The sequence below is a fragment of the Mycobacterium sp. GA-2829 genome (genome assembly GCF_001499965.1).
GTDB lineage: Bacteria > Actinomycetota > Actinomycetes > Mycobacteriales > Mycobacteriaceae > Mycobacterium.
Map to the genome: position 1 here is coordinate 22,137 of NZ_LQIT01000018.1, position 15,406 is coordinate 37,542.

12 protein-coding genes and 1 pseudogene are annotated in these 15,406 nt (G+C 69.4%); 5 read left to right on the plus strand and 8 right to left on the minus strand.

Translation table 11 applies throughout. The features are described from left to right. Window positions 1-38: 38 nt before the first annotated feature. Window positions 39-1,526 (minus strand): NAD(P)/FAD-dependent oxidoreductase, encoded by a 1,488-nt coding sequence (locus AU194_RS12760; protein ID WP_059089625.1) that lies wholly within the window; start codon window positions 1,524-1,526, stop codon window positions 39-41. 45 nt (window positions 1,527-1,571) lie between these two features. After that, entirely contained in the window at window positions 1,572-2,555 is a 984-nt protein-coding gene (locus AU194_RS12765) for a TIGR03617 family F420-dependent LLM class oxidoreductase (RefSeq protein WP_059089680.1), read from the minus strand. Between the two features lie 28 nt (window positions 2,556-2,583). Between AU194_RS12765 and AU194_RS12770 the strand changes: the two genes are divergently transcribed. Then, window positions 2,584-3,936: a flavin monoamine oxidase family protein gene (locus AU194_RS12770; protein WP_059089626.1), complete on the plus strand. Its 1,353-nt coding sequence runs from the start codon at window positions 2,584-2,586 to the stop codon at window positions 3,934-3,936. Here the strand turns inward: AU194_RS12770 and AU194_RS12775 are convergent. Beyond that, window positions 3,933-4,901: an alpha/beta fold hydrolase gene (locus tag AU194_RS12775; RefSeq protein ID WP_059089627.1), complete on the minus strand. Its 969-nt coding sequence runs from the start codon at window positions 4,899-4,901 to the stop codon at window positions 3,933-3,935. The two genes, AU194_RS12770 and AU194_RS12775, sit on opposite strands and share 4 nt — an antisense overlap. A gap of 135 nt (window positions 4,902-5,036) precedes the next feature. Here AU194_RS12775 and AU194_RS12780 point away from each other — a divergent pair, with 135 nt between their 5' ends. Then, on the plus strand, window positions 5,037-6,008 hold the full coding sequence (locus AU194_RS12780; protein WP_059089628.1) for an NADPH:quinone oxidoreductase family protein: 972 nt from the start codon (window positions 5,037-5,039) through the stop codon (window positions 6,006-6,008). A 4-nt stretch (window positions 6,009-6,012) separates the two neighbouring features. On the opposite strand, the gene AU194_RS12785 is transcribed toward AU194_RS12780, so the two are convergent. Further along, window positions 6,013-6,447, minus strand: a complete 435-nt coding sequence (locus tag AU194_RS12785; RefSeq protein ID WP_231743335.1) for a hypothetical protein — start codon at window positions 6,445-6,447, stop codon at window positions 6,013-6,015. A 226-nt stretch (window positions 6,448-6,673) separates the two neighbouring features. After that, entirely contained in the window at window positions 6,674-7,414 is a 741-nt protein-coding gene (locus AU194_RS12790; RefSeq protein WP_059089630.1) for an SDR family oxidoreductase, read from the minus strand. A gap of 89 nt (window positions 7,415-7,503) precedes the next feature. On the opposite strand from AU194_RS12790, the gene AU194_RS12795 reads away from it, so the two are divergent. Then, complete coding sequence (locus tag AU194_RS12795) at window positions 7,504-8,040, plus strand: TetR/AcrR family transcriptional regulator (protein ID WP_059089631.1); 537 nt, start codon at window positions 7,504-7,506, stop codon at window positions 8,038-8,040. Between the two features lie 52 nt (window positions 8,041-8,092). After that, a complete protein-coding gene (locus AU194_RS12800; RefSeq protein WP_059089632.1) occupies window positions 8,093-10,948 on the plus strand; it encodes an FAD-binding and (Fe-S)-binding domain-containing protein in 2,856 nt (951 codons plus the stop codon). Here the strand turns inward: AU194_RS12800 and AU194_RS12805 are convergent. From AU194_RS12805 to AU194_RS12815, 3 genes are read right to left on the minus strand one after another with little or no spacing between them, the layout of a single operon-like run. Continuing rightward, window positions 10,910-11,587 carry a DUF4396 domain-containing protein gene (locus tag AU194_RS12805; protein WP_231743337.1) on the minus strand — a complete coding sequence of 226 codons (678 nt, stop codon included), beginning with the start codon at window positions 11,585-11,587 and terminating at the stop codon, window positions 10,910-10,912. The two genes, AU194_RS12800 and AU194_RS12805, sit on opposite strands and share 39 nt — an antisense overlap. A gap of 54 nt (window positions 11,588-11,641) precedes the next feature. After that, the gene (locus tag AU194_RS12810) at window positions 11,642-12,397 is read right to left on the minus strand and encodes a class I SAM-dependent methyltransferase (protein WP_059089633.1); all 756 of its coding nucleotides are present in this window, start codon (window positions 12,395-12,397) and stop codon (window positions 11,642-11,644) included. Next, the gene (locus AU194_RS12815; RefSeq protein WP_059089634.1) at window positions 12,394-13,377 is read right to left on the minus strand and encodes a methylenetetrahydrofolate reductase C-terminal domain-containing protein; all 984 of its coding nucleotides are present in this window, start codon (window positions 13,375-13,377) and stop codon (window positions 12,394-12,396) included. The genes AU194_RS12810 and AU194_RS12815 overlap by 4 nt, the downstream gene beginning before the upstream one ends. Before the next feature lie 200 nt (window positions 13,378-13,577). Between AU194_RS12815 and AU194_RS12820 the strand changes: the two are divergent. Then, window positions 13,578-15,403: pseudogene (locus AU194_RS12820) on the plus strand (acyl-CoA dehydrogenase). Window positions 15,404-15,406 lie beyond the last annotated feature (3 nt).

Consider the following 15,406-nt stretch of genomic DNA (forward strand, 5'->3'; position numbering starts at 1 on the left):
GCGATTTCGGTGTACTTGGTTGCGCTGAGCGCAACGAACTACGCCGAAATCACCCGTTGCTGCTGCGCCGGGACCCGGCCGAAGATCATCGACTCCTCGATCCGGTCGAAGCGGTGGTCGATCGCGTCCAACACGTAGTTGTGCCGCACATTCCACGGCCGGTGTGTGCCCGACTTCGGCAGCGCATGCGGCGCGCGCTGGACGTACCCCGCGTTGATGTTCCACGCGGGCTTCTCCGCCATCGGCTTGTCCCCCAGGTGCGGATACGCGTGCGTGTAGCCGTGGTCCTCCATGAACGCGATCAGTCGGGCGAACGCCCGCGCGGTGAGGTCGGCCCGCAGCGTCCACGACGCGTTGATGTACCCCACGCACCACGCCATGTTCGGCACGTCCTCGAGCATGTGTTCCTTGAACACGAACCGGTCCTGCGGCTTGATCTCCGCACCGTCGATGCTCAGCGCGATCCCCCCGAGCGCCTGCAACTGCAGCCCCGTCGCGGTGATGATGATGTCGGCGTCGACATGCGCACCCGACCGCAGCACAACGCCGGTCGAATCGAACGTCTCGATGTGGTCGGTGACCACCTCTGCCCTGCCGTCGGCGATCGCCGTGTACAGGTCGTCGTCGAGGCTCAGGCACATGCGCTGATCCCACGGGTCGTACTTCGGGTTGAAGTGCACGTCGACCGGATAGTTCTCCGGCAGCGTCTTGGCGGCCTGGCTCCGGATGAACCGCCGGACCAGCCGAGGCGCCTTCCGCGACAGCGCGTACGTGGAGACGATGAACGCGAGGTTGTAGAACCGGACCAGGTGGAACGCGAGCCGTGCCGGGAACACCTTGCGGATGGCCTGCACGACGGGGTTGATCCGCGGCGACGACAGCACGTAGGTGGGCGACCGCTGCAGCATCGTCACCCGGTTCGCCCGTTCGGCCAGCGCGGGCACCATGCTGATCGCGGTCGCACCGCTGCCGATCACCACGACGTTCTTACCCGTGTAGTCGAGCGATTCCGGCCAGTGCTGCGGATGGACGACCTCACCCGCGAAGTTGTCGAGTCCGGGGAACTCGGGACTGTACGGCTCGTCGTAGTCGTAGTAACCGGTCCCGAAGAACAGGAACCTGCTGCGGTACGTCCGCGGCACGCCGTCCTGCGTAGCCTGCACGGTCCACGTGTCGGTGGCCGAGTCCCAGTCCGCCGACAGCACATGGGTGTCGAACCGGATGTGCGCGTCGATGCCGTGCTTGCGCGCGGTCTGGGTGAGGTATTCGCGGATGTCCGCGCCGTCGGCGACGTTCTCCGGCCGCGTCCACTGTTCGAACGGGAAGCTCAACGTGAAGATGTCGCTGTCGGAGCGGATGCCCGGGTACCGGAACAGGTCCCAGGTGCCGCCGATGCGGGACCGGCGCTCGAGGATCCGGTAGCTGCGCCCCGGATTCTTCTCCTGCAGGCGATAGGCCGCGCCTATGCCCGAAATGCCCGCACCGATGATCAAGACATCGGTGTGCTCAGCATCGACGCTGCTCATGGAACCTCCATTGGTCCGCTTACGTACCGACCCCCACCATAGGGCTCACTTCTGCAGTGCGTCGACGATCTGCGCCAACGCGTCGACGTCGATCGGCCGAGGTTGATACAGGCAGATCCGGTCGGCAACTCCGGCCACCCGGTCCCGGATGTGCGCGGCGATCTCCGTCGGTGTCCCGCAGGCGGCGATCGTGTGCAACACCTCGTCGGGGATCAGCGCACCCATCTCCTGCCAGCGGCCCTGCTTGGACATCGCGTGCAGCTCCGGTTGGAGATCACCCCACCCGTGCAGATCGAGCACCGGGCGGTACGCCGGGGTCGACCCGTAGAACGCCAGCAACTGCCGCGTCGCGGCATGGTCGGGATTGGCGTCGGAGGTGACCGACACGATGATCTCCGGCACGACGGTGAACTCAGCGGCGTCGCGCCCCGCGGCCGCGAGCCCGTCGGCGACCGCCGCCATCGTCGACTCGTGCAGGAACCGCTTGGTCCCGAACGGCATCACCAGCAGCCCGTCGGCGTGCTCGGCGGTCGCCCGGGTCAGCCGCGGGCCCAGCGCCCCGACGAAGATCGGCGGCGGCCCATAGGTGTTGCCGCGCGGGGTGAAGTTCGGGGTCATCAGCGTGTGCCGGTAGAACTCGCCGCGGAAGTCGAGGCGCTCCCCGGTCTCCCACGTCGTGAAGATCGCCCGCAGCGCCGCGATCAACTCGGTCATCCGCGCGACCGGCCGGTCGAACTCCGCACCGAACCGCTTCTCGATCTGCGTCCGGATCTGGGTGCCCAACCCCAGCGTGAAGCGCCCACCGGAGAGGATCTGATGGTCGATCGCCTGATGCGCGAGGTGAATCGGATTGCGCGGGAAGGCGATCGCCACGTTGGTGAGCAGATCCAGCCCGCCGACCGTCGCCGCCAGCGTCAACGGGGTGAACACATCGTGCGGGCCCTCGAAGGTGAACACGCCGGCGGCGCCCGCCTCACGCAGCGCGTGTGCGCGTTCGATCGCATCCGTCGGGCCGAACAGCGCCGTCATCACCTGCACGACGTGAGAGCCTAGTCACATGAGTGCACCGGTCGACGCCGACGTCGCCGTGGTGGGGGCCGGATTCGCCGGGCTCACGGCGGCCCGTGAACTCACCCGAGCGGGCCATGACGTGGTGGTGTTCGAGGGGCGGGAGCGGGTGGGCGGCCGCGCGTACACGACGACGGTGGCCGGGGTTCCGGTCGATCTCGGCGCGACGTTCATCGGACCGACGCAGGACGCGGTCACCACGCTCGCGGCCGAGTTGGGCTGCCGGACCGTCCGCACCTACGACCGCGGCAAAAACCTCATCCGCTGGCGCGGGCGGGTGCGCTCCTACCGCAGCACGGTCCCGCGATTGTCGATCATCGAGTTGCTCGACGTCAGCCGCATCCAGTGGCGGTTCGAGCGGTTGTACAGGCAGATCCCGGTCGCCGCACCGTGGACGGCGTCGGGCGCGCACCGGCTGGACGAGCTCAGCCTCGAGGGCTGGCTGCGTTCGGTGCGGGCGAGCGCGTCCACCCGCGACCTGATGGCGATCATGTCGCGGGTGACGTGGGGGTGCGAACCGGGTGCGGTGTCGATGTTGCACGCCGCGCGCTACGTCAAGGCGGCGGGCGGCATCGGATGCATGCTCGACGTCGAGGGCGGCGCCCAGCAGGACCGCTTCCCGAACGGTGCCCAGGAAATCGCGTTGCGCATGGCCGCCGAGTTGGGCGACCGGGTGGTCACAGGCGCGCCGGTGCGGCGCGTGGAGCGGCACGACGACGGATCCGTCTCGGTCCACACCGAGCGCGGCCGCACGTCCGCCCGTGCGGTGATCGTCGCGGTGGCCCCCGCCCATCGCGAGACGATCGACTTCGAGCCACCCCTCCCAGACGGCTACCGCGCACTGGCCGGACGCTGGCCGCAGGGTCGGCTCAGCAAGGCCTACGCCGCCTATGAAAAGCCGTTCTGGCGCGACGGCGGCTGCTCGGGTGAGGCGTTGTCCGATGAGGGGCCGGTGTTCATCACCTTCGACGTCAGCCCGTCCGACGACGGACCCGGGATCCTGCTCGGCTTCACCGACGCCGCGGCGTTCGACCGGCTGTCACCGCAGGAGCGGCGGCGCTGCGCGATCGAGGGGTTCGTCGCGTTGTTCGGCGACCCCGCCGCCAACCCGATCGATTACGTCGACCACCTCTGGGGCGCAGAAGAATTCGCGCCGGGAGGACCCACCGCAGCCGTCCCGCCGGGCGCCTGGACCGAGCACGGCCAGTGGCTGCGCCGACCGATCGACGGAATCCACTGGGCGGGAACCGAAACCGCGGACCGGTGGACGGGGTTCCTCGACGGCGCGGTGCGTTCAGGACAGCGCGCCGCCGCCGAGGTGCACGAGCGACTGTCGCGCTAGGAGGTGGCGCGGCGTTGTCCGCCCACTGATTCCGCGAGCTTGCGCAGCGCGGCGTTGACCTCGTCGGGCCGTTCCAGGATCGCGCAGTGCCCACCCGAGAGTTCCACGAACGCAGCGAGATTGGGCACGGCCTCGGCGATCCGGCGGGCCGAGGTGATGGGCAGCAGGCGGTCTTTGTCACTGCCGATGACCAGTGTCGGCACGGTCAGGTTCTCGAGTCCGATGTGGCGCGGGCCCATGGACTCGACCAGCACCTTGGCCCAGCCGCCGCGGCCGGCGGGCGGGGTGCCGGCGAACAGTTCGAAGACGAACGCGGCGATCGCCGGGTCGGCGGCGCGCCCGACGGCCAACTGTGAGACGAACTGGCGGCTCGGCCGATGCGCGGCGGCGAGCAGGGGTGAGCCCCCGAAGGTCTTGATGACGGTCCGGGCAGCCCGCACCCGGGTGCCCGACAGCCGGTGCGGCACCGGGAGGAACTGGATGTCGCGCAACAGGTCTCCGGTGGTCGTGTTGATCAACGCCACCGCGGCCGCGCGCTGGGCCACCCGCTCGGGGAAGCGTTCGGCCCAGGACGTGATCGCGATGCCGCCCATCGAGTGACCGGTGACCACCGCCCGTTCGTGCGGCGCTACGGTCGCCGCCAGCACGGCGTCGAGGTCGGCCGCGAGGTGGTCGAGGCTGTAGTTGCCGCGCCGCGGCGGCACGCCGCTGCGTCCGTGGCCCCGGTGGTCGTAGGCGATGACGCGGTGGTCGCGGGCGAGGTCGGCGATCTGGTAGGCCCAGACCCGGATGGCGCAGGTGATGCCGTGGGCGAGCACGACGGGCGGCGCGTCGTCGGGTCCGAAGACCTCGGTGTGCAGGCGCACCCCGTCGGCGGAACGTACGGGGATCACGCGGCTCGGCGGCAGCGCCTGCGCGGCCGCGAATCGGGTGGTCGCCAATTGGGCGGTCGTGGCCCTGCTCATGGGTGCTCCCTCGGTTCCGGCAGCGTTGCCGGGAGGATCAGCTTAGCCGCCGGCGACCAGCACCGCGGCGTACCGCGACACCTGCGTTGATCACCCGGGAGGTTAAATGGTTGCCGTCGACGGAAGGAAGGCACCATGCGCGCGGTCCAGATTGCCCGGTTGGACGGTCCCGAGGCGGTGCAGGTCGTCGATGTCGACGAACCCGACGCCGCCGATCAGGTGCTCGTCGAGGTGCACGCCGCGGGGGTGGCGTTCCCCGATGCCCTGCTCACCCGTGGGCTCTACCAGTACAAGCCGGACCTGCCGTTCACGCCGGGCGCCGAGATCGCCGGTGTGGTGCGCAGTGCGCCCGCCGATTGCGGGGTCTCCGCGGGCGACCGGGTGGCCGGGCTGACGATGCTGTCCGGCGGGATGGCCGAGGTCGTTGCGTTGCCGCCGGATCGGGTGTTCGCGCTACCCGATGCGGTGTCGTTCGAGGCGGGTGCGGGTCTGCTGTTCAACGACCTGACCGTGCACTGCGCGCTGCGTACCCGCGGCCGGCTGGCCGAGGGTGAGACCGTGCTGGTGCACGGCGCCGCGGGCGGGATCGGCACGTCGACGCTGCGCCTGGCCCCCGCGTTCGGCGCCGCGCGCACCATCGCGGTGGTGAGCACCGAGGAGAAGGTGGCGGTGGCCCGCGCGGCGGGCGCCGACGAGGTGGTGCTGGCCGACGGGTTCAAGGATGCGGTCAAGGAACTCACCGGAGGCCGAGGTGTCGACGTGGTGCTCGACCCGGTCGGCGGCGACCGGTTCACCGATTCGCTGCGCTCGTTGGCGCCGGGTGGGCGGTTGTTGGTCATCGGTTTCACCGGCGGCGACATCCCGACGGTGAAGGTGAACCGCCTGCTGCTCAACAACGTCGACGTCGTCGGAGTCGGTTGGGGTGCATGGACGTTCGCGCATCCCGGGTATGTCCGCGAACAGTGGGCGGAGCTCGAACCGCTGCTGGCCTCGGGTGCGGTGTCGGCGCCGCAGCCCGACGTCTATCCCCTCGACCGGGCGGCGGACGCCATTGCCGCACTGGAGAATCGAACGGCCAAGGGCAAGGTCGTCATCGCGCTGCGGTGAGCGTTCAGGGCGCTGCGACGTAGTCCATCGGCGGGCCGTCGGGACCGACGGCGGACTGGTCGGCGACCGCGGTCGCCACGTGCTGTCCGGACTGCACGGTCGCGAAGACCGACACGCGGTCGTTGACCGCGAACGACGCCGCCGGGTCGGCGGATTGCCGGTCGGCGGTCACGGCGTACGTATCCGGCGTCAACCGGTAGGTCTGCAGCAGCCCGTTGTCGCTGCGGGTGGTCACCGAATCGTCGGTCACGGCGACGACGGTGCCGTTCTGGGTGACGGGCGCGCTGCCTGCGGCCTGCGGCACCTCAGGCGCGGCCGGGGCGGAATCGGGCGTCGAGAAGTGCACGATCGCACCGGCCAGCACACCCGCCGACGCCACCGCGAACGACAGCGAGCCGCCCACCACGACGGGCCACTGCGTCGTCCGGCGTTGGGTCATCGGTGCTGGTGACCGGTGTCTTCCACTCATACCTCTGCGCTCCACGATGTTGTGCGTTCAGACGGGTTTCTACCCATGCCCTCCATCGTGCAAACAGCTTCTCCGCCGCAGAAGCTTCCCGCACCCACGTTGACCTGCTAAAACACCCGCGTCAATTTAGCGTGCGGCGACCCGCGAGCGACCGCCAGTCATTCACATCAGTCACATGCGTCACCCTTCCGCGTCCTCAGTTCTGCACGGTGGGCCGGATCGTCAACTCACCGATCTCGACGCCGTCGGGCGCCTCGATCGCGAACGCCATCGCTTCGGCAACCGCATCGGGGTCGAGCCCGAAATCGTTCATCGAGCGCCGGATCCGCTCGCGCAACGCGGAATCGGCGATCGCGTCGTCCATATCCGTGTTGACGAATCCGGGAGAGATCGCCGTCGTGCGAATGACCCCGTCGGTGGACTCCTGCCGCAGGGCCTCGAGCACGGTCCGCACGGCGTTCTTGGTCGCCGCGTAGACGCCCTGTGCCGGAACGATTTTCAGACCCGACGTGGAGACCGTGGTCACGAAATGCCCACGGCCCTGGCGCCGGAAGACCGGCATGGCCGCGGCGATGCCGTGCAACACCCCGCGCAGGTTGACGTCGATCATCTCCGACCAGCCATCGACGTCGAGGTCGGCGATCGGGCCGATCCTGCCGACGCCGGCGTTGTTGATCATGACGTCGAGTCGCCCGAACTCGGCCACGGCGAGGTCGACGAGAAGGCGCACGTCGTCGAGGCGGGTCACGTCAGTCGGGCGGACCGCGACCGTTCCTCCTGCGTCACGGATCTCTGCGGCAAGTCGTTCGAGGTGATCGCCCCGGCGGGCGCCGAGCACTACCCTGGCGCCCCGTTGCGCGAGGAGTCGACCGGCAGCGGCGCCGATGCCGCTGCTCGCGCCGGTGATGACGACGACCTTGGATGGATTCGACGGCATCTGACAGCCCCTTCCGATTAAAGTGGACACGTGTCCCCTTACCCCTTCACCGTACCGGACAAGTGTCCGTTTAGCGTGACGGGCGACCGGTGAAGCGACGCAGTGACGCGGCGCAGAACCGGGCACGGATCATCGCGACCGCCCGCGAACGGATCGTCGCGTCCTCCGACGTGAAGATGAACGAGATCGCCAAGGCGGCCGGAGTCGGCCAGGGCACGCTCTACCGTCACTTCCCCACCCGCGAGGCGCTGCTCGCCGAGGTGTACCGAGACGACGTCGAGGCGCTCGTCGCCGCTGCACCGCAACTGCTCGACAGCCACCCACCTCTCGAGGCGATGGCGCGCTGGTTCTCACGGGTGGCGGAGTACGCGCGCGTCAAACGCGGGATCTTCGCCGCCGCGACCCAGTCCGTGCGCGACGAATTCGTCGGCCACAGCGCCCAACCCATCGACGCCGCCGTCACGGCACTGCTGGAGGCGGGTAAGGCCGCCGGCGAGATCCGGCCGGAAGCCGAGGCACGCGACGTGGTCCTGCTCATCGGTTTCCTGACCCGCCTCGAGGACGAGGAGTGGGACGTCCGGGCACATCGGATCCTCGGCATGGTCCTGGACGGCCTGCGTGCGTGATGAACGCGGCAGTGCACAATCTCCCCGACGAGGTGCACACCCTGGAGGCCCTGTGAACGACGGCGTTCTCACCGAGCTGGACGCGGCGGGTATCGCCGTGGACACCTCCTCTCGCCGCCGGGCCGAATACTCCTTCGACGCGTCGAACTACCGTGTCCCGCCCCTCGGGGTGGTTTTCCCCCGGTCGGCCGACGAGGTCGCACAGATCGTCCGGGCCTGCGCGCGGCACGAGATGCCGGTGACGAGCCGCGGTGGCGGAACTTCGTTGGCGGGCAATTCGATCGGCCGAGGGCTGGTGCTGGACTTCTCCCGGCACATGGATGCGGTCGCCTCGGTCGACGAGTCGTCGCGCACCGCCTACGTGCAGCCGGGTATCGCGCTGACCGAATTGCAGAAGCACGTCGAAGCCGCGACGTCGGGTCGGCTGACGTTCGCCCCGGATCCGTCGAGCAAGTCCCGCGCGACCGTGGGCGGCGCGATCGGCAACGACGCCTGCGGGAACCACTCGGTTCGATACGGCCGCACCTCCGACCACATCGTCGCCCTCGACGTGGTGACCGCCGAGGGCCACCGGCTGACCGCCACACACGACGGTCTGCGCGCCACCGACCCGACCGACGCGCAGGCGGCCGAAGCGGCGGCGCGCGTCACCGCCGAGCTCCGCGCGCTCGCCGACCAGCACCGCACCGAGTTCCGCCTCGAACTCGCCCGCTTCCCGCGCCAAGTCTCCGGCTACCACCTCGCAAACTTGCTACCGGAGAACGGGTTTCACGTCGCTCGCGCGCTCGTGGGCAGCGAAGGCACCTGTGCGGTCATCGTCGGCGCCACCGTGGCGCTCGTCCCGGTCGCACCGTCGGCGATGTTGCTGTGTCTCGGATATGCGGATCTGGTCGACGCCGCACGGGACAACTCGCTGATCCTGCGATACTCCCCCGCCGCCATCGAAGGCATCGACTCGATCATCGTCGACACGATGCGCCATCTGCGCGGCGCCGATTCAGTGCAGGGCCTTCCCGCAGGCAACGCCTGGCTCTATGTCGACCTCGACGGCGAGGACCGCGCGGAGGTGGAGGCCCGCGGTGCGGCCATGGTCAACGATTTACATTCTGCGGGAAGGCTTGTCGAGGCACGGGTGGTGGCCGACCCCGCCGAGCGTGCCTCGCTGTGGCGGGTGCGCGAAGACGGTGCGGGACTGTCGGCGCGATTGGTCGACGGCGGTGAGTCGTGGACCGGTTGGGAGGATTCAGCCGTCGCGCCCGATCAGCTCGCCGACTATCTGGTCGCGATCAAGGCGCTGCTCGCCGAATGCGGGCTCACCGGCGTCATGTACGGACACTTCGGCGCCGGGTGCATGCACATCCGCATCGACTTCGATCAGCGGACCGAGGAAGGCCGCGGCGTCATGGCGCGGTTCATCCGCCGCGCCGCCGAATTGTGCGTCCGATTCGGCGGTTCCATGTCCGGCGAACACGGCGACGGCCGCGCGCGCTCAGAGCTCCTGCCGCTGATGTACAGCCCGGCCGTGATGACGGCGTTCGCCCGGTTCAAGCGGATCTGGGACCCCCGCGGCATCCTCAACCCCGGATCCATCGTCGACCCGGAACCCTTGCTGGACAACCTGTCCCTGGCGGGCGTCGATTCGCGCGACTGGCCGACGTCGTTCGACCTCACCCCGCGCAATGACGTGCCGGTGGCACCGTTCGTGCACGCGGTGCAGGGCTGCATCGGGGTGGGCCGATGCCGGGCCGCGAGCGGCGGTGTGATGTGTCCGAGTTTCCGCGCCACCGGCGACGAGAAGGACTCCACCCGCGGCCGGGCGCGCGCCCTTCAGGAGATGGTGCGCAACTCCCCGACGGTCGCCGAGGGTTGGCGTTCCCAGGACGTCAGAGAAGCGCTCGACCTGTGCCTGTCGTGCAAGGCGTGTGCCACCGACTGTCCCGTCGGCGTGGACATGGCCACCTACAAGTCCGAGTTCTTCGACCACTACTACGCCGGTCGCCGCAGGCCGATGTCGCACTACTCGCTCGGGTGGCTGCCCACCTGGCTGGGATTGGCGACCAGAACGGCACCCGCGGTGAATCTGCTCACCCGGGGCGGGATGGCGCGGGTCGCGGCGAGGATGGGCGGTCTCACGCCGCACCGCGCGATGCCGAAGTTCGCGTCCGCCAGGCAGATCCGTCGCGAGATCGAAAGCGCCGGCCGAGGCGGGGATGTCGTCCTGCTGGCCGACACCTTCACCCGGGGTTTCCGGCCCGAGGTGGTGGGGGCGGCGGCCCGGGTGCTCACCGACGCGGGTAAGTCCACGGAATGCCGGGCCGATGCCTGCTGCGGGCTGACGTGGATCTCGACCGGTCAACTGACGAAGGCCAAGAAGCGCCTCGCCAAGGCCGCCGAGACCCTCGACGACGGCACCGACCGGCCGATCGTCGTCCTCGAACCGAGTTGCGCTGCGGCGTTCCGGAAAGATCTGCCCGAACTGATTCACACCGACGCCGCTCGACGCGTCGCCCGACGCGTCCGCACCTTCGCGCAGATGGTCGCCGAGGCCGCCGAGAACGGCTGGCGGCCTGCGCATTCCGTTCCCAACGAGGTGACGGTCCAGACACACTGCCACGAGTACGCGACGTTCGGAGCGGCAACCCAGCGCAAGGCCCTGGCGGCGCTCGGCGTGGAGACGGTCCGCGAGGCCACCGGATGCTGCGGTGTGGCAGGCAATTTCGGATTCGAGAAGGACCACTACGAGGTGAGCATGAAGGTCGCCGAGCAGGCCCTCGCACCGGCACTGCGCGACACGTCGGCCGGTGCCGCCGTGCTCACCGACGGGTTCAGCTGCCACATGCAGGTGCGGCAACTCGATGCCGAGCGCACGTCACTGCACCTGGCGCAACTCCTCGACCCCCGCCGCTGACGCGTGGGCGCTGCCCGCGCCCTCGAGTTCGGCGGCGATCGAGACCACCAGACCGCCGAGCATGAACGCCGCGATCGCCGCCGCCAGCGCCCCCGTACCGATCGACGGGATGAACCGCCTTGCGCCGGTTGCCGACTGGTGGCCGTGGTGGTACTCATGCGTCAGCGCGTGCCCCTTGCCTCGCTGCAGGAGGTACCGGTTGACCGGATACGCCACGACGTACGCCACGGCCAGCGCGATGATCATGCTCACCCAGAAGACGGCGTTGACCAGTCCGGCGTCCATGGCGCCGGGGATCACCGCCATGACGAGGTTGTCGACGATCTCCATGGTCAGGATCGACAGGGTGTCGGCCGCGAGCACGACGCTGAGCGCGGCGCCAAGCGCGAGACCGGCTTTCAGCAGTGGCAGCGTCGAGAGCGTGTAGCCGAAGACGAAGGCCAGCGCGATCGCCAGCGCGATGGTCGCCAGGGTGCCCAGTCCCAGCGCGGTGCCGATGACCAGGCCCGCGATCTCTCCGATCGCGCATCCGGTGAGACAGTGCAGCGTCGCGCTGGCTGCCATGGCGTTGACGTTCATCTGCTCGTGGTGATGCTCGTGATGGTGGTGCGCGGTCGCGTCGTGCGTCTGCTCGGACACACCGTCCTCCTTCGTAGATACCCCCCGGGGGTATCCGTCACGGTACGCCCAGGGTCACGCGTGACGCAATACCAACATCTCGCCGGTCACCTCGCCCGCCGCGAGCAGATCACCGATCCGCCCGCTCTGGCGTTCGGCGAGCTGCCACGCCCGCGACTGCCCGTGGCGCTCGGCCAGCGCCTCAGTCACGGCGTCGACGCGGTCGGTCCATTCCCGCGGAATGGTCGGCAGGTCCGCGGTGCTCCGCCACTTTTGGATCTCCAGGCCGGCCTCGGCGATCAGTTCGATGAGGCGGCCGCGCGTCGGGAAGTGGTTACCCTGCGGTTGTTTGGTGAGCAGCATCTCGTCGGCCACGAACGCCAACAGCGCGATCCGCCCGGGCGAGCGGACGGTGCGTCGCATCTCGGTCAGCAGTTCCAGTTGGTGCGGCGTCGTGCAGAGCACCCCCAGCGACCATGCGGCGTCGACGCTGGCATCCGCCAATGGCAGCGCCGAACCCGCCGCCTGGATGACGGGGAAGCCGAACAGCGTGCGTGCCGCACGGCAGGCGCCCGCCTCGGGTTCGACGAGCAGTGGGCGCACGGAGACCGCCTCTGCGGCGTACGCGGCAGGCCCGCCGACTCCGGCACCGCAGTCCAACAGGAGATCGTCGGACGTGAGATCCAACTGTTCGATCAACCAGTCCAGAGCCGCCGGACTCCCACTCCCCCGGCACCCCGCCGGCACGAAGTACTCCGGACCGAGGTCGACCGCGACCTGCGCCGTCCACTCCGCCACGGTGTCGAACTCGGCGTCCATCGCCTCCGTCATGCCGCCTCCTGCGCTTTGATGAGCCGACCGACCTCGGCCTTGATCTCCGCTCCGGCTCTGGTGCCCGCCGAGGTGGCCGAGCCCGAGACGTTGACGCCCTCGACCCCCTCGATCGCCAGCAGGGCCGTCGCCTCCTCGACCGCCGCGGCGATCCCTGCCGCCACGGGATCCGTTGCCCCCAGGACTGTTTCGACCACCGCCTGATCCAGCTCGAGGCCGGGCAACCCCTGCAGGACAGCGGCGGAGACCACGTCGGTGAAGACCGCGACGGCGGCGACCACCGGGATCGTCAACCCGGCTGCGCGCGCCGCCGCCATGAAGTCGGCGACGGCCGCGGGGTACGGGACGTGGTTGAGCACCGCGAGACTCGCCCCGGCGCGCTGCTTCTCGACCAGGCGAGCCGGCCGCGCGTGCACCGGGGGCGCGGTGGGGGTTTCGGGCACCGCCGCGACCATCCCGACCGACGCGGCCAGTGACACCAGACGCGGCCCATCGAGGTCGAAGGTCTGGGTGACGTCGGGACGCACGTCGTACCCGCGGCCGTCGCCGGTCACGCACAGCACGGTGCCCACACCGAGCGTGCGCAGCCCGCGCAACTCCTGTTCGAGGACCACGCGATTGCGGTCCCGGCACGACAGCGTGATCCACGGGGACACCCCCGACTCGAGCAGCAGGCGCCCCATCAGCGTCGGCGGGAAGTCCGGTCGGTTCTGATGCTCACCCACCAGCACCGCATCGCACGAATCGGCCAGGGTCGCGGCGGTGGCGGCGACGTCGACCTCGTCGAACGGCGCGCAGCTGAAATCGGTCAACACCAGCGGCGCCTGCGCGGGGCGGGGCGCCGGTGCGACGCCGGACCACGGCACCACGTCCGGGAACGCGCAGGGACCTGAACGCATCTCGCACTGCCCGTCGGGGCGCACACCGCCGCACGGCCCGAACTGCATCCGCTTCGGACATCGCAGGTCCGTCGACGTCATCCCCCGCGCCACCCTCCACACCGTCACCCGTTCGCAGCCATGTACCCGGGAAGGCGGATTTCCACGCCGCACGTCTGTGATCTACATCACACATAAGCACCTGACCTCGCAGCCTTCGGTGACGTCACCGTAAGTTACGGTTGCGTACGTTTTGCCTGGTCGCGACACTTTTCCTTAGCTCCGCAGGATTGGGGAAGCCCATGGGCCATTACATCGCGAACGTGCGCGACATCGCCTTCAACCTCTTCGAGGTCCTCGCCTCGGGGCCGTCCTCGACGCCGGGAACTACGGCGATCTGGACACCGACACCGTCCACACGATGCTCGACGAGGTCGCCCGCCTGGCGGAGGGTCCGCTGGCCGAGTCCTTCGCCGACGCCGACCGCGATCCCCCGGTCCTCGATCCGGCGACCCACACCGTCACGGCGACGCCATCGCTGCTCGCGTCGGTGCAGGCGGTCAAGGCCGCCGAATGGTGGCGGATCGGTCTACCGGAAGACATCGGCGGCGTCCCGGCGCCGGCCCCGCTGGTGTGGTCGATCCAGGAGATGCTCGTCTGCGCCAACCCGTCGGCGGCGTTCCTCTGGGCCCTCGGACCCGCCATGGCGCGGGCGCTGGCATTGGAGGGCAACGATCAGCAGAAGAGTTGGGCCGCAGCCGGATTGGAACGAGGTTGGGCGGCCACCATGGTGCTGACCGAACCCGACGCCGGCTCCGACGTCGGCGCGGGACGCGCACGCGCGATCGAGCAACCCGACGGCACCTGGCACATCGAGGGCGTCAAGCGGTTCATCTCCGGCGGCGACATCGGCGACGTCGCCGAGAACATCTTCCACCTGGTCCTCGCCCGGCCGGTCGGCGCCGGCCCGGGCACCAAGGGACTCAGCCTGTTCTACGTGCCGAAGTACCTGTTCGATCCGGACACCCTCGCACTCGGACCGCGCAACGGGGTGTACGCGACGGGGCTCGAACACAAGATGGGCCTGAAGTCCTCACCCACCTGCGAGCTGACGTTCGGGGACCACGGTGTGCCCGCAGTCGGCTATCTCGTCGGCGACGTGCACAACGGCATCGCGCAGATGTTCACGGTCATCGAGCACGCCCGCATGACCATCGGGGTGAAGTCGGCGGGCACCCTGTCGACCGGTTACCTCAACGCGCTCGCCTACGCCAAGGTGCGGGTGCAGGGCGCGGACATGACGCAGATGACCGACAAGACGGCGCCGCGGGTCACGATCATCGGCCATCCGGACATTCGGCGCAGCCTGATGACGCAGAAGGCCTACGCCGAGGGGCTGCGGTCGTTGTACCTGTACGCCGCGGCCCACCAGGATGCCGATGTTGCCCAACACGTTTCGGGCGCGGATGCGCAGCTGGCCCACCGGGTCGCCGATCTGCTGCTGCCCATCGTCAAGGGCGCGGGCTCGGAGCGGGCGTACAGCGTGCTGACCGAATCGCTGCAGACCCTCGGCGGATCCGGCTATCTCCAGGACTATCCGATCGAGCAGTACATCCGCGACGCCAAGATCGACTCGCTCTACGAGGGCACCACCGCGATCCAGGCGCTGGATTTCTTCTTCCGCAAGGTCGTCCGCGACGGCGGCGCGGCGCTCACGCACGTGGCCGCCCAGATCACGCACACCGTCGACACCTCCGATGCCGCGCTGAAGAAGGTGGCCGAACGGGTGCGCACCGCGCTCGAGGACGTGCAGGCGATGACCGCCGCACTCACCGGGTATCTGCTGTCCGCCTCCGAGCAGCCGGCGCAGATCTACAAGGTGGGTCTGCAGTCGGTGCCGTATCTGCTCGCCGTGGGCGACCTGCTGATCGGCTGGCGACTATTGGTGTGCGCCAACGCCGCCCAGAGAGCGCTGGCCGAACATCGCCCGGACGAGCCGTTCTACCGGGGCAAGATCGCCGCCGCGTCGTTCTTCGCCACCACCGTGCTCCCGCAGCTGACCGCGCTGCGCGGTGTCGTGGAATCCGTGGACCTGGGCGTGATGGAGATCCCCGAGACCGCGTTCTGACGT